Genomic DNA, 17873 nt, shown 5'->3' on the forward strand with positions numbered 1-17873 from the left:
ACAGAGACGATGAAAATTCTGGCTTTGAGGGGCGAAAATCTCGCCAGCTTACAAACACAGTTTGAGATTGATTTTGCCAACGGGCGTTTGGGCGAGGCCGGTTTGTTTGCCATTACCGGCAAAACCGGGGCAGGCAAATCAAGCTTGCTGGATGCGATTTGTCTGGCGTTATACGACCGCATTCCGCGTTTACAGTCGAACAAAAAAAATGATGCGGAAATCGGACGCGGCGACGACGAGAACCGCATCAAAGCCAACGATGTCCGCAGTATTCTGTCGCGGGGCAAAGCGGAAGCGTTTTCCGAGGTCGACTTTCAGGCCAATGATGGCTCCCGCTGGCGGGCACACTGGCAGGTCCGCCGGGCCAGAGGCAATGCGGAAGGGCGTGTGCAGCCTTCTGAGCAATGGCTGGAAAACCTGGAGTCCGGGCAGCGGTTTGCGGGTAAAAAACAAGAAGTGCAGCTGGAAATCGAGCGTCTGATCGGCCTGACCTTTGAGCAGTTCCGCCGGGCCGTGATGTTGCCGCAGGGCGAGTTCGCGGCATTTCTGAAAGCGGCTTCTGATGAGCGTGCGTCTTTGCTCGAGCGCATGACAGGCGGTGAAATTTACGGCCGGCTGTCGGTGGCCGCTTACGAAAGAGCCAGAGAAGAGAAACTGAAACTGCAACAGCTGCAGGAAAAGCTGGGTGATATTGCCTTGCTCAGTGACGATGAAAAACTGGTATTGAACGCGCAGATCACTGCCCTGAAAACCCAGCTGGCCGAGCTTGATGCGCGGCTGGCGGCGCTGAGCCAGCATCAGCAGACGCTGAGCACAGAGAAAACGCTGCAGGAGCGGGTGGCGCAGAGTCAGCAGACGCTGACTGAGGCGATCGCACACAGTACGCAGGCCACTCCCCGCACTGAATATCTGGCTAAGCTTGAGACAGCCCAGCCGGCGCGGGCAGACTTTACTTTGCTGACCCAGTCTGTGCAGCAAATCGGCCGTTTGCAGGCCTCACTGAACGACGCTCAGCAAGCGTTAGCGCAGGATCAGCAGCAGCGACTGGATGCCGATCAGGCCGTAGTGCAAGCCCGGCAGTCACTCGAACAGGCACAGCAAGACTGGCTGCTGCTGGAGCCCAGGCTGAAACAGGCACAGATGCTGGATCAACAGCGACAGGGGCTGGAGCAGCAACATCAGCTGCTGGTGCAGGATGCTCAGGCGCTGCAACAGCAACTGGAGCAGGAAGACAGGGAATACCGGCACCAGCAGAGTGCACAGCAGCAGTTGCAGGCGCAGGGCCAGCAGTTGTCCAAGCAACTGGAAGACAATCGTACTCTGGCTGCGGTAGCCGAACAGTTCCAGCCTGTGCTGGATAACCTGAAACAATATCTGACCGCCCACCGTTCCTTGTCCCGGCTCAGGAAAGACATGCAGCAAGGGTTGCAGGAGCAGCAGGCATACCGGCTCAATGACGGCAAGCTGAAACAAGAGAGTGAGCACCTGCTGACACAGCGGCAACAGCTGGAAAAACAGCGGACTGAGCTGAATGTCGACGAGGTGAGCGCGGCGCAGGAGCAGAGTCAGCAGGCTTACCGCCGCCATCAGCAACGTCTTGATGATCTGCGTCAGGCGATGGCCGCCACTCAGGAATGGTGTGGCTTGCTGGATCAGCAAGGCCGGCTGATGCAGGAGCGACAGGATCTGGAGTCAGCCCGCCTGCAGACAGAGCAGAAATTGCAGGCATTAGTGCCCGAGCTGAGTCTACTCAGTGCACGGGCGGAAGAATCTGAATATCAGTTTCAGCAAAGTCAGGCCGTGCTGCAGCTGAGCGATTACCGCAGCCTGCTGAAACAGGATGAGCCATGTCCTTTGTGCGGCGGGCTTGATCATCCTTATGCCGCCAGTCATCCGGCAGTCGATAGCGTGCTGGAACAGCATAATCAACGCCGGCAGGCACTGGCGAAGCAGTTACAAGCGCTGGAAGGTGAACGCCATCATCTGGCGCAGCTGGTACCGCAATACACTCAACGCCTGGCGGTGATCAATGACGAGCTGGCCAGTATCGCTGCGGTAGCTGCGAAGACGGCGGTTCAGGCAGCCGATTGCGCCAAGGCATTGCACATTGAGTTTACTGAACAGATGCCCCTGGCCTCACTGCGTGAACAGCTGACTGCCTGGCAACATGAAGCCGGGCAATTATCCCCGCAACTGCGTCAGCTTCAGCAGCAGTATGAAAGCGGTCAGTTACACTTGCGGCAGGCCAGAGAACTGGAGCAGCAGTATCAGCAAGTGGTACAGGCTGAAAACAAACTCGCGCATGACATCCACCAGTTAGCTCAGGCAGAAGCAGGCCGGCAAGCCAGACTGACCTCGCTGGAAGAGCAGTGCGCTGAACAGCAGACCCTGCTCGGTCAGCGAGCCGAGACCCTGAACAAACAGTTCGGCAGCGAGGTCTGGCTGGAGGGCTTGCGTCAGCAGGGAGAAGAGCAATATACCCTGCAGTTAACCCGGCAGGCGGAGGATTACCTTAAGTGCCAGCAGGATCTGATCACCACAGACAAACAGCTGCATGCGTTGGCCCCGGAGCTGGCGCAGCGCCTGACCCGCATTCAGAATCTGCAGACACAACTGGCAGAAGCGAAGAACAAACAAGCGGCACTCAAGAGCCAGCTTGAGCAGCTATGGCAGGAAAGAAAAGCACTGGTGGGTGAGCAGGCACTCACTCCTATAGAATCGCAGCATAAAGCCGTAGTGGAAGCGGCCCGTCAGTCACTCAGCACCAGCGAGCAGCAGCAGCGGCAGGCCGGTGAGCGCCATGCCGCCACTCAGTCGGCCTTAAACAGCACGCAGCAACAATTACAAGAGGCCCAAACAGCGCACAGTTCAGTGCTGCAGCGCTGGCAGAGCTGGCATCAGAAGCTGGGGATGTCGGAGCAGGAACTGATGACCTTGCTAAGCAAGGATGAGGCGTGGCTGTCTGAGGAAAAAGCGGCGCTGCGAGTGATTGAGCAGGCACAGGCCGCCGCCCAGACCCGGTTGTCCGAACGGGAGCAGTCGCTGAAAGATCATCAGCCCAGTGTGGATGCCGCCAAAGCCTGGCTGACCGCGCAGGGTTTGGCGCAGGAGGCTGGACGCCAGAGTGAGCATCAGGCTCAGTGGCAAGCGGACAAGCAGGCACTGGAAGAGCAGCATTTTACCCAGCGACAGCGTGTGGTGCAGGCGGAGCAGGCCGAACAACTGGCCGGTACTCTGACTCAGCAGTTGCAACAGCAGCAAGCGAGTACTGAACTCTGGCTGGAAATGAGTGAGCTGATAGGTTCTGCCAATGGGAATAAATTCAGAACGCTGGCGCAGGGACTGACATTGCAGCAACTGGTACTGCTGGCCAATGAGCATTTGCAGGATCTGGCGCCGCGCTATGCCCTTCAGCCCGTGCCGGGCAGCCCGCTGGCGTTGCAGGTTGTCGACCATGATATGGGCGATGAAGTGCGCAGTGTTGAGTCATTATCCGGCGGGGAGAGCTTTCTGGTATCGCTGGCACTGGCGCTGGCGCTGGCTTCACTGGCGGCTGATACCCGCCAGCTGGGTTCGCTGTTTATTGATGAAGGGTTCGGCACCCTGGATCCTGACAGCCTGGAAATGGCGCTGGCCTGTCTGGACGCCTTACAGGCCGATGGCCGCCAGATTGGGGTGATCTCCCATGTCGGCACACTGGTGGAACGCATTGGTGTCCAGGTGGCGGTCGAAGCCATGGGCGGTGGCCGCAGTCGGGTACGGATCCTGGGCTAAGTGGGATAAATCGCGGATATCATGACAGTTTGATAGCAATCGGGTGAAGCTTTTCGCCTCTTGGTCACAAAAGTGTCATACTTTATTCGGATAATGGCGCCAGACAGAGAGCTATGACTTAGGTATCGAGATTATGGTTAGACGGATTCTAGTGGTTGAGGATGAAGCACCGATCCGCGAAATGCTGTGCTTTGTGCTGGAACAAAAAGGTTATCAGACAATTGAAGCAGAAGACTATGATTCTGCGCTGGAGAAGATCTGTGAACCTTTTCCTGAGCTGATTCTGCTCGACTGGATGTTGCCGGGCGGGTCAGGGATCAATCTGATTAAACACCTCAAGCGCGATGAGGTCACCCGCAGCATTCCCGTTGTGATGCTGACAGCGCGTGGTGAGGAAGAAGATAAAGTACGTGGGCTGGAAGTGGGCGCGGATGACTACATCACCAAACCTTTCTCTCCCAAAGAGCTGATGGCTCGTCTGAAAGCCGTGATGCGCCGTGTGTCACCGACGTCACTGGATGATGTGATAGACGTGCAGGGACTGAAACTGGACCCTGTCTCACACCGTGTGACTTCCAATGATGACCCGCTGGATATGGGGCCGACAGAGTTCAAGATGCTGCATTTCTTTATGACGCATCAGGAGCGGGTATACAGCCGCGAACAACTGCTGAACAATGTCTGGGGCACCAATGTCTATGTTGAAGACAGAACGGTTGATGTGCATATCCGTCGCTTGCGCAAGGCACTGGAGTGCGGCGGACACGATAAAATGGTACAGACGGTGCGTGGTGCCGGATACCGTTTTTCAACAAGGGTGTAATGACCACACAAAAGGACGATGAGTCAGTAGCTGGTTGTACGGCCGGGTTAAGCCGCAGTTACTGGCGGGAGAGGTGAATGGTAGAACGCTTGTCATGGAAAAAGCTGGTCCGGGAACTGGCTTTTTTTTATTTCCCCTGGGTTATCCTCGGGCTGATTGTTGGTTACATGCCCTGGTTTTTGCTGGCGGCCAGCTGGATTCTGCTGGGCTGGCACTGTCATCATCAACTTAAAATGTCCCGCTGGCTGTGGACGGATCGCAGTCTGACTCCGCCATCCGGTTCGGGCAGCTGGGAGCCGCTGTTTAACGGTATTTACCGCCTGCAGCAAAGAAACCGCCGACGCCGCCGCGAACTGGCGACCTTAATCCGCCGCTTTCGCAATGGCGCTGAATCTCTGCCGGATGCGGTGGTGGTTTTTCGCAGCGAGGGCAATATCGTCTGGTGTAACAAACTGGCGCAGAATCTGTTGGGCCTTCGCTGGCCGGACGATGCCGGCCAGCCGGTCAGTAACCTGCTGCGCAGCCCGGATTTTGTCCGCTATCTGGCCAGACAGGATTTTGAAGATCCGCTGGAAATCACCTCGCCGCTCAATTACGACCGGACGCTGGAGTTACGTATCATGCGTTATACCGAAGGTGAATACCTGATGGTGGTGCGTGATATCTCGCAGCTCAAGCAACTGGAAGGGATGCGTCGCAACTTTTTTGCCAATGTTTCGCACGAACTGCGCACCCCTATGACAGTACTGCAGGGCTATCTGGAAATGTCACGGGACCCGGATATGCTGGTTGGCCCGATGTGGGAAAAAGCCCACGGCGTGATGACAGAGCAGCTGACGCGGATGAATTCGCTGGTGGAGCAATTACTGACCCTGTCCAAAATCGAAGCGGCTCCTCATCTGGAGCTGGAAGACAGAGTCGATGTACCCGCCATGCTGGATGTGCTTGAAAAAGAGGCTATTTCGCTCAGCGGCGATAAAAATCAACTCTTTGAATTTAATGTCGATGAGTCACTTCAGGTATTTGGTGATGCCGATCAACTGCGTAGCGCCATTTCGAATCTGGTCTATAACGCAGTTAAACACACGCCGCCTGAGTGCAAAGTGACGGTACGCTGGTTCCTGTCGCCTAAAGGTCCGCGACTGGAGGTCACAGATACCGGCAGTGGCATTGAGCCGCAGCATATCCACCGGCTGACCGAACGTTTCTACCGGGTTGATAAAGCACGCTCGCGTGAAACGGGCGGCAGCGGCCTGGGGCTGGCAATCGTGAAACATGCCCTGAGTCACCATGATGCGTTTCTCGAAATTGAAAGTGTGGTTGACGAGGGAAGTACTTTCTCGTTTACGCTGCCGCAGCGCCTGATTGCGAAGGCAGCCTGATTCAGATTGGGATGATATACAGCCGGCCCTGGGGGCCGGCAGAGGAGAAGAGCGGTAAATGAGACACAAAGGCTGGGTGGCGACATTGAAGTGGGGCTGGCTGGGCGTGATGAGCCTGTTGAGTGGTGGCCATGCTCTTGCACAAGATGCGCCTGCTCCTTATCAGAACGTTGAAGGCGTAGCCGGTGTGCTGACGTCTGTCGGCTCCGATACCTTTGCCAACCTGGTGACTTACTGGTCGGAAGCGTTTATGCAGCGCTATCCTAATGTGAACGTTCAGGTGCAGGCGGCGGGCTCATCCACCGCGCCGACCGCACTGATCGAAGCCACAGCCCAGCTTGGCCCGATGAGCCGCCCGATGAAGAGCCGGGAAATGACCGCTTTTGAACAGAATTACGGGTATAAGCCTACGGCGGTACGGGTTGCGATTGATGCGCTTGCCGTCTTTGTGCATGAAGATAATCCCTTGCAGGGGCTGCGATACCGGGAACTGGATGCGGTGTTCTCCCGTACTTTGCGTTGCGGTGCCAATTCGCCAATCACACATTGGGGGCAGCTGGGGTTAACCGGCCGCTGGGCGCAGCGTGATATCCAGCGCTTTGGCCGTAACTCCGTCTCAGGCACTTATGGCTATTTCAAGCAAAAAGCCTTGTGCAACGGCGATTTCCGCAATGATGTCAACGAGCAACCGGGTTCGGCTTCTGTGGTGCAGTCGGTATCGACCTCGCTCAATGCCATAGGGTATTCGGGCATTGGCTATCGGACCTCAGGGATCCGGGCATTACCTATCGCTCAGGGGGATGGTCCTTTTATTGCGGCCACCAAAGCCAATGCGGCCAACGGCAGCTACCCGCTAGCGCGTTATCTGCTGATTTACGTTAATAAAGCGCCCGGCAAACCCTTACCTAAACTGGATGCGGAATTCCTGCGGTTCATTTTATCCAGTGACGGTCAGCAACTGGTGGATAAGGACGGCTACGTGCCTTTACCCGCGGCTGTGATCGCCAGAGAGCTGGCGGCGCTGGGGCTGGCAGATGCTGAGTAAGTCTCAGTATCTGTTAAAGGCTCAAACGATAATTCCCGCCAAAGCGGGGATTGGGTAGGTTACTAAGGCTGCGATGGTTTTCGCTTGACCTGTCTATTCACATTCTTCTTCCGGCGAAATTGACAGCTCCCAACCGGTTTTTTGCCAGTAATCCCTCTCTTTCGCCAGATCGGCCGCCAGTAAACGGTTATTACCCTGCCAGCCATCAGGCAGGGTGAGCTGCCATTTTTCTTTATCAGCGTTCAGGGTGAGTGCTGGCAGCGGCTCATCAGAGCGCTGTCCATGCAGGGCGACGGCCAGTCGCAAGGCGCGGATCATCGGATAGATGTGTTTGCGGTTGTAAATGGTCAGCTCTGGCATTTCATCGAGCTTGAGTGGTTTGCGCTGAAAGCGCACTAAGGTCGCCAGTACTGTCTGCTGCTCAAGATTGAAGCCTGGCATAGTACTGTGGCGCAACAGATACGCGGAATGGCGGTGAAAGCCGGGATAGCTGATACTCAGTCCGACCTCATGCAGTAATGCGCCCCAGCTGAGCAGCGATGCCAGCTCAGGCGTATGACTGGCGGACGGATCAGCAATCTGGCTGTACAAGTGCTCTGCTGTGTTTTTTACCCGGTTGGCCTGATCGATATCCACGTTATACTGCGCTGCCATCGCAGTGGCCGTCCGGCTTCTGATATCACTTTGACGGAACCTGTCTTCCATTTCATACAGCAGCCCTTCACGCAGCGCGCCATCGGAAAAAATCATAGTGTCGATTTTCAGTGCGCTGAATACCGCGCTTAAGATGGCGACACCTGCCGCAAAAACCGGTTTTCGATCTTCGGTCAGTCCGGGCAGGTTTAACTCAGAACTCTGTTTGCAGGCGGAAACCTGTTTGACCACCTCGTCCAGCCGCTCTCTGGTGATCACCCCGTCGGCATGTCCCTGGGCGATGACCACTTCCCGAATGGCTTTGATGGTACCCGAGGAACCAATGGCCGTATCCCAGCCCATTTTGCGATACTTGCTGGCGATGCTTTCCATTTTCTGCAGCGCTGCCATCTGGGCTTTGGTGATGGCTTTGGCGGAAATTTTGCCGTTGGGGAAAAAGTGCTGGTTATAACTCACACAGCCCATGTGCTTGCTGTACTGAAGCTGGGGATCAAAGCCTTCGCCGATGATCAGTTCGGTACTGCCGCCGCCAATATCGACCACCAGTTTGCGGCCCGGTTCGTGCTGTGTATGGGCGACCCCCAGATAAATCAGACGCGCTTCCTCTGTGCCGGGAATGATTTCAATGGGATAGGGAAGCACGCGTTCAGCCCGTTTTAGGAAAACATGGGCATTCCTTGCTTGCCTGAGGGTATAGGTCGCCGCGATGCGGACGTTTTCCGGCGCAAAACCCTGCAAGCGTTCGGCAAACATTGTCAGACAACTCAGGCCGCGCTGAATGGCTGCCTGATCCAGATCCATATTATCGTTGAGTCCTTCAGCCAGATGCACACGCTGTTTATGCCGGCTGACAATCTGCAAGCTATGGCCCACTACCCGGGCGACCACCATATGGAAGCTGTTTGAGCCCATATCTATTGCTGCTATTTCGCGGGGACGCTCAATTTCTATCATGCTGCGTTTTCATTATTCTCTTCGGAGGCCATCGTTTCAGCTATCTGGCTGGCTTGTTTTTGCATCTTTTTTTCAGACTGTTTCAGGTAGTCGTAGATGGCAATCTGCGATCTGATTTTCCGCTTGTTACCGCGCGGTACGTAATTGTTGCTCATCGACTTATCCAGAATTCTTGCTTTGACTGTGTCTGAGAACTGGATGTTAAGTATGTCGATGATTTTCTGCTTCAGTTCAGGTTGCCTTATCGGGCAGCCAACTTCAATACGGTTGTCGATATTGCGTGTCATCCAGTCTGCGGACGAGATGAACACTTCAGGCTCGCCATTATTTTCGAACACCATGACTCTGGGGTGTTCCAGGAACCTGTCAACGATACTGATGATCCGTATGTTGTCGCTGATACCGGTAATACCCGGCACCAGAGAACACATGCCACGAATGATCATATCAATGCGAACACCGGCGCTGCTGGCCTGATAGAGGCGGTTAATCAGTCCCTTATCAACCAGGTTGTTTACCTTGAGTGTAATGGCTGCCGGCAGTTTTTGCTTGGCGTTGGCAATTTCTCTGTCGATGAGTTCATACAGACGGTTGCGCGAGTTGCGCGGCGAGACTATCAGCTGATTGAACTTTACCGGCCGGTACGGGTTCTGAATAAAGCTAAATACCTGACGCACTTCGTTGGTCAGCTCAGGATCGGCGGTGAACAGCGAGAAATCGGTATAAATCCGTGCTGTTTTCTCATGGAAGTTGCCTGTGCCTATGTGTGCGTAGCGGACGATGGCATCGTCTTCCTGGCGTGTGATCAGGCACAGTTTAGAGTGAATTTTCAGTCCGGGTACGCTGAACACGACACGCACACCCGATTCGGTCAGGCGTCTGGCCCATTCGATATTGGCTTCTTCGTCAAAACGCGCCTGCAGTTCAACCACTACAGTGACCTGTTTGCCGTTATTGGCGGCATCTATCATAGAATCTATGATGCGCGAGTTTTTGGCGACCCGGTAAATATTGATATGGATGCTGCGGACTTTAGGATCGAACGCGGCCTGACGGACAAATTCCGTCATGTGGTTGAATTTGTGGTACGGGTAGTACAGCAGGATATCTTGCGCCTTGATGGCTTCAAACGCATTTCTGGCGCTGACAAAATGGTAACTGTCCAGAGCCGGTAAGGGTTTGTTTTCCAGGTAGCTTCGGCCAATGTTCGGAAAACTGATGAAATCTTTGAAATTGTGATAGCGGCCGCCGGGAATAATGCTGTCGTAGCTGGACACTTTCAGCAAGCCGCACAGTTTTTCGATCAGCTCCCCCGGCATATCGCGCTGATAGACAAAACGTACCGGCATAGCCGTCAGGCGTTGATTCAGCCCTTCTGACATCAGTTCCAAGATACCGTGGTCAACCTCCTGGCTGAGATCGTACTCGGCATCCCGGGTCATCTTCATCGAATAGGCCGCCAGACTGTCGTAATCAAAAAAAGCCTTGAAAATATCATCCAGGCACAGCCGGATAATATTATCTAACAGAATCAGTGTTTTTCTGTTTTTACCTTTGGACTCAGGAACTTTAATAAATCGCGGTAGCTGGTCTGTCGGAATTTCCAGCAAGGCATACTGGCTGTTGTCCCCCTGCTTCATGTCGATCGCCAGATAGGTATATTCATCCTTGAGAAACTGCAGCAGATCGATATCGTCAGTCAGTAAAATCGGTGTCACGTGAGGCAAAATGGTGTGGCGGAAATACCGTTTCAGCCACTCAACCTGGTTATCATCGACCTGTTGTTCGTTGATGAGGAAAATATGGCGGCGGGCCATTTCAAGCAGGATTTCGTTATACAGGGTATCGAAGTCCTGATTCATTTTCAGAACCCGGCTCTGGATCTTGCTCAGCAGGTGCTTGGCATTGGTGTTGCCGCTCTGCTCCTGGGTGATCAGAATACGTCGTTTGACATCGGCAAAGCGGACTTTATAAAACTCATCGGTATTGCTGGAAAAAATACCCAGGAAACGGACTCGCTCAATCAGCGGCACTGATTTGTCCGCCGCTTCCTGGAGGACTCGTTCATTAAAAGACAGCCAGCTAAGTTCTTTGTCAATATACAGCGGTTCAGTACTCATGGTTTTCCTAACATCAGAATCAACAGCAGAGAGAGCGGCCTGTCTTTCAGTTTTGAAAGGACAACAGCCCTTTAGTGCGCTTCACTACTTTCGGGTTCTTCGAAATCTATTGTCAGATCATCGGCCAGACTTTCCAGCTGCTGCTGTATGGTCGAGACAGCCACTTCTGCCGGGATTTCAAGTTCAAACCAGGCAGTGAAGATGGGGTAGCCCCAGTTGGGTGCACTGTGTGTGTCGGTTTTTAGCTTGTGAATATTGATCCCCAGCTCGCCAAGGCGAGTGGTGACTTCTTTGACGATGCCTGAGCGGTCGTTGCCTGTGACTGTGAGCTGCTGCAGTTGAGCGGGAGGCGCCGTGATCTTGGTATCCTCGGCGATATGAATGTTCAGACCATCAAGCTTGGACATAGCCTGCCGTAAGGGCTTGACGGACTCTTCCGGGATATCGACCTGAAGAATACCGGCAAACTGACCTGCCAATTTGCTCATACTGCTGCCCAGCCAGTTGCCTTTATGCTGATAAACAGTATCTGATAATGCCCCCACTAATCCCGGGCGATCCTGACCAATGACTGTAATGACAAGGTGTTTCATGTCGCGTCTCCTTCTGGTAGCGGTTAAATTCATTATCTGACCACGATCAGATTATGTCCAGACAGGATACCTACTGAGTCACCGGAATTCGGCTACCGTCATAAATCATTAAGAATACGGAAATTTTGTTGCAAATTGATGTCAGTCATTCCATCAGTCTCTCACAATAAAAAGGCCAGCAATAAACCGCAAGTCGCTGTAATATTACTGTCATCTAACAGACATATACTTTGTCAGTTTGTAACTTACATGGGGTGAGAATGGCAGATGCCGGTGCATTTTTGACTGACAATAACCGTAACCGTCAACGAAAAGACAGGTTTGCGCGTTATGGAGTGATTGCCGGTGGAATATCTGTCCTTCTGACTCTTGTCCTGATCTTTTTCTATCTGCTTTATGTGATAGTGCCTGTGTTTGCACCGGCCAGGATCACACCTGTTCAGTCGTTTTCTATTCCGCTGACACTAACCGCTGCAGTGCGTGTCAATGAACAGAACACCCATGTTTTTCACTTCTCCTCTGAGGGGCAGATCAGCCTGGTCGCACTCAGTGCCCGTGAGGGACAGCAAGCGGTTACGCAGCAGCAGGCTGTGATGGCTAACCCGACCAGCTTCGCTGCGGCTTTGCCTAACGAGCACGTGTTTGCCTATGGTGATCAGTCTGGTGGCGTCACTGTGGTGAAGCCGCTGATCAGACAGGGTAAGCTGATGATGAGCAAGCCCCTGACATCCTCTTATATTCAGCTTGATACTCAGGGTCAGCCTCTGGTTCAGCTGGCGGTTTCAGTGCGTCGCCAGGTCGCGGCTTTGGTTGGTGTCACACAGGATCAGCGGCTCGTTGCCAAGGTTTTCCATCGTGGCAGTGGTCTGGATACCGGTGAACAGGCGTGGCAGGAAACCCAGCTTGCTATGCCGGCAATCGGGCATCCGGTAACGGATATGGTGGTGACGCCGGATGGCCGTACTGTGTATGTGCTTAATGGCCGGCAAGTTACTGTGATTGATCTGCGGCATACCGTAGGGCGGATTCGCCAACAAACAGATGTCAGTCAGGGGGCGGGGGATCCGGTCGCCATGACGGCACTTTCTGGTGCTAATTCGCTGTTAATTACCGGTAATGACGGCAAAGTCACGCAATGGTTTGAAGTGGTGAGTACGGGGCAACGACAGCTGATACCTGCTCGCACCTTTTCAGCCGATTCAGGTGCTCTGCATCTGGTGGTGCCTGAGTATTACCGCAAAGGCTTTCTCGCTGTTCAGGATGGCGGCAGGCTGACGGGATATTACATGGCGGATTCACCTGCTCCTGTACTGGAATCCCGGCTGTTCAGTCAAACGCCCGATCTGATGGCTGTCTCGCCCCGTGCCGACAGGTTGCTGGCGATCTCAGAGCAGCAGTGGCAGTTATTTAAGGTCTCCAACCCTTACCCGGAAGTGAGTTTCAGCAGCCTGTGGCAGAAAGTCTGGTATGAAGGTTACCCGGAACCGGATTATGTCTGGCAGTCCACTTCTGGTACTGACGAGAGTGAGCCTAAGCTGAGCCTGATACCTGTTGTTTTCGGTACCCTGAAGGCGGCTTTTTACGCTTTGTGTTTTGCGATTCCTCTGGCACTGGCTGGTGCTATCTATACCGCCTATTTTATGTCTTCTTCGATGCGTAAAGTGGTGAAACCGACGATAGAGATCATGGAAGCCCTGCCGACTGTCATTCTGGGGTTTCTGGCTGGTATCTGGCTGGCGCCTATCGTTGAAAATAATTTGATAGGCATAGTGCTCAGCGTGCTGGTGCTGCCTCTGGTGATGGTGGCTGTCGGTCTGGGTTGGGCTATGCTCCCAGGCGGCTGGCAGCGAAAAATGCCAACCGGGCTGCATATTTTATTGCTGATGCCAACGCTGGTGCTGGCCGGATACCTTTGTTTCTCGCTAAGCCCTGTGGTTGAACAAGCTTACTTTGGCGGGGATATACGCAGTTATCTGACCAATAACTGGGGGATTGGTTATGATCAGAGAAATGCGCTGGTGGTGGGGATCGCCATGGCCTTTGCGGTGATCCCGACCATTTTCACCATTGCCGAAGATGCCATTTATTCGGTACCGTCGCATCTGAGCAGCGGCTCGCTGGCACTGGGGGCGACCCCCTGGCAGACCCTGACCCGGGTTGTCCTGCTAACCGCCAGCCCGGGGATCTTCTCCGCTGTGATGATGGGGCTGGGACGGGCGGTGGGAGAAACCATGATAGTGCTGATGGCTACAGGCAATACGCCCATTATGGACTGGAACATACTGGAAGGTTTGCGTACGCTGTCGGCAACCATTGCTATAGAAATGCCGGAATCGGAAGTCGGCAGTGCGCATTACCGTGTCCTGTTTCTGGCGGCATTTGTTCTGTTTGTTTTTACCTTTTTCTTCAATACCCTGGCTGAAATTGTGCGTCAGCGACTGCGTGAAAAATACAAGTCGCTATGATCACCGGGGCAGAGGCTGTGTGACTGATTAGATGTTGAAATGGATGCGTTCCGGCTCCCCCTGGATCTGGCTGACGGCTGGTACTGTCAGCCTGAGTTTGCTGGCGGTGCTGGGTTTGTTACTCATGATAGGCTGGAAAGGATTGAGTTACTTCTGGCCGGCACAGGTGTATCGGTTTGACGTCAGTCTGGCTGATCATCAGCAAGTGATCGTGGGTGAAATTTATGAAACCAAACAGGTGCCCCGCCAGCAGTTACTGGAAGCCGGGTATGAGCTGGCGGGCAATGATAATACGACTATTGCCCGCTATCTGATCAAAACCGGCAACCGTGAATTAGCCGATTTAGACTTTGTGACCCTGCTCGATACACAAATCCGGTCAAAGGAAGTGGCGCATGGGGTTGCAGTGATTGACAGGCTGCGTAACGGCAAGTTTTACGGTTATCCGCAGGCAGTGATGGTTAATGGCAGCAGTCACAGTGCCGCTTTATTACCTGACTGGCTGAGCCAGGCTGAGGCCGCCAAAGAAGCTATACTGGAACTACAGCAAAATCAGTATATTCCGCTGAATCGTCAACTGGCGTCGCTGGCAGCTAGCAGTGATAAAGCGTCCGAGTCGCGACGGGGGGAGTTGCTGGCTCGTCTGCGTGAGGTTGAGCACGAGCTAGGACAAGTCCGTCAGGTACTGGATGGTCAGTCGCTGCTGATGAAGGACGCTGAAGGGCGTGAGGTACAGATACCGCTGGCGGATATACTGGACGTCTGGTACCCCAACGATATGTCATTCTCTGAAAAAGTGGCACACTGGGGACGTCAGCTCGGTCACTTTGTCACTGATGCGCCTCGTGAAGCGAACACCGAAGGGGGCGTGTTTCCGGCCATTTTCGGCACTGTGCTGATGGTACTGCTGATGAGCGTGATTGTGACGCCTTTGGGAGTACTGGCCGCGATTTACCTTCATGAATATGCCAAACAGAACCGCTTTACCCGTTTAATTCGCGTGGCTGTGATCAATTTGGCGGGTGTGCCGTCTATCGTGTATGGCGTATTTGGTCTGGGCTTTTTTGTTTATATGGTGGGCGGCACCATTGACGAGCTGTTTTTTTCGGATCAGTTACCCGCGCCGACTTTTGGTACGCCGGGTATTCTCTGGTCTGCGCTGACACTGGCGATTCTGACCTTGCCTGTGGTGATAGTCTCAACCGAAGAGGGCTTGGCCCGTATACCGCCCTCTATTCGTCACGGCTCGCTGGCATTGGGCGCGACACAAGCCGAAACCTTATGGCGGATTGTGATCCCCATGGCCAGCCCGGCTATCATGACGGGGTTAATCCTCGCGGTGGCCAGAGCGGCGGGAGAAGTGGCACCACTGATGTTAGTCGGTGTTGTGAAAATGGCGCCATCGTTACCGATAGATGCACAGTTTCCGTATTTGCATTTAGACCGAAAGTTCATGCATCTTGGCTACCATATCTATGATGTCGGCTTTCAGAGTCCGAACGTAGAAGCGGCGCGCCCTCTGGTTTATGCGACCTCTTTGCTGCTGGTCACTGTCATTATTGGTCTGAATCTGACCGCCATTGGCATTCGTAATCATTTGCGGGAGAAATTCCGCGATCTGGAACAATAACGAGAAGGACGTAGATGTTTTCATTCAACGCCAGTATGGACTGGCTTAAGCCAGTCGATCTGACCGCACTGCCAGAAGAAAAAACCGCCCTGACAATAGACGGGCTGGATCTGTATTATGGTCAGAAGCAGGCGCTGTTTACTATCAACATGAAGATTGCCAAAGGCCAGGTCACGGCCTTTATCGGTCCGTCCGGTTGTGGGAAATCCACCCTGCTGCGCTGTATTAACCGGATGAACGAGCTGGTGGAAGGCTGTCGGGTTGAAGGGCAGATCATGCTGCATGGCAGAAACATCTATGATCAGAATGTGGATGTGGCGGCCCTGCGCCGTCGCGTCGGCATGGTCTTTCAGCGGCCCAATCCGTTTCCTAAATCCATTTATGAAAACGTGGTTTACGGTTTACGTCTGCAAGGGGTGAAAAATACCCGGGTGCTGGATGACGCGGTAGAAAATTCACTGCGCGGCGCCGCGCTGTGGGATGAAGTGAAAGATCGTTTGCATGAGAATGCATTTGGTTTATCCGGCGGCCAGCAGCAGCGTTTGGTGATTGCCCGCGCCATTGCGATTGAGCCGGAAGTCATCTTGCTCGATGAACCGACCTCCGCCCTGGATCCGATCTCCACGCTGACCATTGAAGAGCTGATCAATGATCTGAAGAAAAAGTACACGGTTATTATTGTTACCCATAATATGCAGCAGGCCGCCCGCGTTTCAGACAACACGGCTTTTATGCACATGGGCGAGCTGGTGGAGTACGCATCAACCAATGACATCTTCACCACCCCTAAAGAAAAACGCACGGAAGATTACATCACCGGCAGATACGGATAAGGAGTAGAGACAATGTTAGACAATATGAGCCTTAGCCGTCATATCTCCGGCCAGTTCAATGCCGAGCTTGAGAGTATACGCACCCATGTCCTGGCTATGGGCGGACTGGTTGAGCAACAGCTGACAGATGCGCTCAAGGCAATGCACAGGCAGGATGTCGATCTGGCTCGCCGGGTCATTAAAGATGATCATAAAGTCAATGCGATGGAAGTGGCGATTGATGAAGCCTGCACCCGGATTATTGCCAAACGTCAGCCAACCGCCAGTGACTTGCGTCTGGTGATTGCCATTATCAAAACCATTACTGATCTCGAACGCATTGGTGATGTGGCAGAAAGCATTGCTAAAGTGGCGCTGGAAAACTTCACCAATAAGCAATACAACCTGCTGGTGTCGCTGGAAGCCCTTGGTCAGCATGCTGCCCGTATGCTGCATGAAGTACTGGATGCCTTTGCCAGAATGGATGTGAAAGCGGCGATTCGGGTGTATCAGGAAGATGACCGGATTGACAGAGAGTACGAGGCGATCATCCGGCAATTAATGACCTATATGATGGAAGATCCGCGATCTATCCCGAATGTGCTGCAAGTGATGTGGTCGGCGCGTTCCATTGAGCGGGTGGGGGATCGCTGCCAGAATATCTGCGAATACATCATTTACTTCGTTAAAGGCAAAGATATTCGCCATACCAGTCCACAGGAAATGGAAATTTTCATGGATAATAACCGCTGAAGGTTATCGGGGGAGTCATACGGCTCCCCGGTTTGCTCTTAATCGTCGCTTTTATCAAAGCGATCCGGCACAAAAGTTTGCTCGTCCATGGGCGGTCGCGTGTAACCACTCTTGTTGATTTCGGGCAGGATCACTTCCGGATACTGGATGTCCTGATAGGGGATCTGGCTCAGGAAATGCGAAATGCAGTTGATTCTGGCCTGTTTCTTATCGTCACTTTCAACCACCCACCACGGGCTCTGTTTAGTATCTGTGTGGGCAAACATCTTGTCTTTTGCCGCCGAATATTCCGCCCAGCGTGAGCGTGATTCCAAATCCATCGGACTGAATTTCCATCGCTTGATCGGGGTATTGATGCGTTCCAGAAAACGCTTTTCCTGCTCTTCGTCTGATACCGAGAACCAGTATTTGATCAGTATGATGCCGGATCGCTGCAGCATGCGTTCGAATTCCGGGCAGGCCAGCAGAAACTCTTCGTATTCTTCTTCGCTGCAAAAGCCCATCACCTTCTCGACCCCGGCACGGTTATACCAGCTTCTGTCAAACAGTACGATTTCGCCGGCAGAGGGAAGCTGTTCCACATAGCGCTGAAAATACCACTGGGTTTTCTCTTTCTCTGTCGGTTTTGGTAAGGCGACCACCCGACAGACACGGGGGTTGAGCTTCTCGGTGATCCGTTTAATGGTGCCGCCTTTGCCGGCCGCATCCCGGCCTTCAAAAATCACCAGCACTCTCAGGCCTTCCTGTTTGACCCACTCCTGACACTTCACTAGTTCAATTTGCAGACGCTCAAGCTCTTTCTCATAGTTTTTCTTCTTGAGCTTGCTTTGTAACGGCTTGTCAGACATAAGTAAATCACATTCCTGTT

Annotated in this window: 12 protein-coding genes; 8 read left to right on the top strand and 4 right to left on the bottom strand. The window is 53.5% G+C overall.

Annotated elements, in window-relative coordinates; genetic code table 11:
* Window positions 1-9: 9 nt before the first annotated feature.
* The 4 genes from L6J37_RS01800 (at window position 10) to L6J37_RS01815 (ending at window position 7024) form a co-directional block, all read left to right on the top strand.
* Window positions 10-3774: an AAA family ATPase gene (locus L6J37_RS01800; protein WP_237793926.1), complete on the top strand. Its 3765-nt coding sequence runs from the start codon at window positions 10-12 to the stop codon at window positions 3772-3774.
* A 133-nt stretch (window positions 3775-3907) separates the two neighbouring features.
* Window positions 3908-4597 (top strand): phosphate regulon transcriptional regulator PhoB, encoded by a 690-nt coding sequence (gene phoB, locus L6J37_RS01805; protein WP_046218890.1) that lies wholly within the window; start codon window positions 3908-3910, stop codon window positions 4595-4597.
* Between the two features lie 77 nt (window positions 4598-4674).
* Window positions 4675-5979: a phosphate regulon sensor histidine kinase PhoR gene (gene phoR, locus L6J37_RS01810; RefSeq protein WP_237793928.1), complete on the top strand. Its 1305-nt coding sequence runs from the start codon at window positions 4675-4677 to the stop codon at window positions 5977-5979.
* 109 nt (window positions 5980-6088) lie between these two features.
* Entirely contained in the window at window positions 6089-7024 is a 936-nt protein-coding gene (locus tag L6J37_RS01815) for a PstS family phosphate ABC transporter substrate-binding protein (protein ID WP_237794033.1), read from the top strand.
* A gap of 93 nt (window positions 7025-7117) precedes the next feature.
* Here L6J37_RS01815 and ppx read toward each other — a convergent pair whose 3' ends face one another.
* From ppx to L6J37_RS01830, 3 genes are all read right to left on the bottom strand, one after another.
* Window positions 7118-8632, bottom strand: coding sequence for an exopolyphosphatase (gene ppx, locus L6J37_RS01820; RefSeq protein WP_237793930.1), 1515 nt, complete (start codon window positions 8630-8632; stop codon window positions 7118-7120).
* Window positions 8629-10752 (bottom strand): polyphosphate kinase 1, encoded by a 2124-nt coding sequence (gene ppk1 / locus L6J37_RS01825; protein WP_237793932.1) that lies wholly within the window; start codon window positions 10750-10752, stop codon window positions 8629-8631. The genes ppx and ppk1 overlap by 4 nt, the downstream gene beginning before the upstream one ends.
* Before the next feature lie 71 nt (window positions 10753-10823).
* Window positions 10824-11345, bottom strand: a complete 522-nt coding sequence (locus L6J37_RS01830; RefSeq protein ID WP_237793933.1) for a glycine cleavage system protein R — start codon at window positions 11343-11345, stop codon at window positions 10824-10826.
* 260 nt (window positions 11346-11605) lie between these two features.
* Here L6J37_RS01830 and L6J37_RS01835 point away from each other — a divergent pair, with 260 nt between their 5' ends.
* Genes L6J37_RS01835 through phoU form a run of 4 tightly spaced genes read left to right on the top strand, consistent with a single transcriptional unit; the run spans window position 11606 to window position 17005 of the window.
* Window positions 11606-13810, top strand: coding sequence for an ABC transporter permease subunit (locus L6J37_RS01835; RefSeq protein ID WP_237793934.1), 2205 nt, complete (start codon window positions 11606-11608; stop codon window positions 13808-13810).
* Window positions 13811-13841: 31 nt separating this feature from the next.
* Window positions 13842-15440, top strand: coding sequence for a phosphate ABC transporter permease PstA (gene pstA, locus L6J37_RS01840; RefSeq protein WP_218382760.1), 1599 nt, complete (start codon window positions 13842-13844; stop codon window positions 15438-15440).
* Between the two features lie 14 nt (window positions 15441-15454).
* Window positions 15455-16273: a phosphate ABC transporter ATP-binding protein PstB gene (gene pstB / locus L6J37_RS01845; protein WP_192016966.1), complete on the top strand. Its 819-nt coding sequence runs from the start codon at window positions 15455-15457 to the stop codon at window positions 16271-16273.
* Between the two features lie 12 nt (window positions 16274-16285).
* A complete protein-coding gene (gene phoU / locus L6J37_RS01850; RefSeq protein ID WP_027252979.1) occupies window positions 16286-17005 on the top strand; it encodes a phosphate signaling complex protein PhoU in 720 nt (239 codons plus the stop codon).
* 38 nt (window positions 17006-17043) lie between these two features.
* Here the strand turns inward: phoU and ppk2 are convergent, their stop codons facing one another.
* Window positions 17044-17853, bottom strand: a complete 810-nt coding sequence (ppk2, locus tag L6J37_RS01855) for a polyphosphate kinase 2 (RefSeq protein ID WP_192016967.1) — start codon at window positions 17851-17853, stop codon at window positions 17044-17046.
* Window positions 17854-17873 lie beyond the last annotated feature (20 nt).

The organism is Photobacterium sp. WH77 (assembly GCF_022014395.1).
Lineage (GTDB): Bacteria > Pseudomonadota > Gammaproteobacteria > Enterobacterales > Vibrionaceae > Photobacterium > Photobacterium arenosum.

Excerpts from the sequence above, each read along its gene's own strand:
- pstA (WP_218382760.1), top strand. The coding sequence starts at position 13,842 with ATGTTGAAATGGATGCGTTCCGGCTCCCCCTGGATCTGGCTGACGGCT.
- ppk1 (WP_237793932.1), bottom strand. The coding sequence starts at position 10,752 with ATGAGTACTGAACCGCTGTATATTGACAAAGAACTTAGCTGGCTGTCT.
- ppk2 (WP_192016967.1), bottom strand. The coding sequence starts at position 17,853 with ATGTCTGACAAGCCGTTACAAAGCAAGCTCAAGAAGAAAAACTATGAG.
- phoB (WP_046218890.1), top strand. The coding sequence starts at position 3,908 with ATGGTTAGACGGATTCTAGTGGTTGAGGATGAAGCACCGATCCGCGAA.
- phoU (WP_027252979.1), top strand. The coding sequence starts at position 16,286 with ATGTTAGACAATATGAGCCTTAGCCGTCATATCTCCGGCCAGTTCAAT.
- phoR (WP_237793928.1), top strand. The coding sequence starts at position 4,675 with ATGGTAGAACGCTTGTCATGGAAAAAGCTGGTCCGGGAACTGGCTTTT.
- L6J37_RS01830 (WP_237793933.1), bottom strand. The coding sequence starts at position 11,345 with ATGAAACACCTTGTCATTACAGTCATTGGTCAGGATCGCCCGGGATTA.
- L6J37_RS01800 (WP_237793926.1), top strand. The coding sequence starts at position 10 with ATGAAAATTCTGGCTTTGAGGGGCGAAAATCTCGCCAGCTTACAAACA.
- ppx (WP_237793930.1), bottom strand. The coding sequence starts at position 8,632 with ATGATAGAAATTGAGCGTCCCCGCGAAATAGCAGCAATAGATATGGGC.
- L6J37_RS01815 (WP_237794033.1), top strand. The coding sequence starts at position 6,089 with ATGAGCCTGTTGAGTGGTGGCCATGCTCTTGCACAAGATGCGCCTGCT.
- pstB (WP_192016966.1), top strand. The coding sequence starts at position 15,455 with ATGTTTTCATTCAACGCCAGTATGGACTGGCTTAAGCCAGTCGATCTG.
- L6J37_RS01835 (WP_237793934.1), top strand. The coding sequence starts at position 11,606 with ATGGCAGATGCCGGTGCATTTTTGACTGACAATAACCGTAACCGTCAA.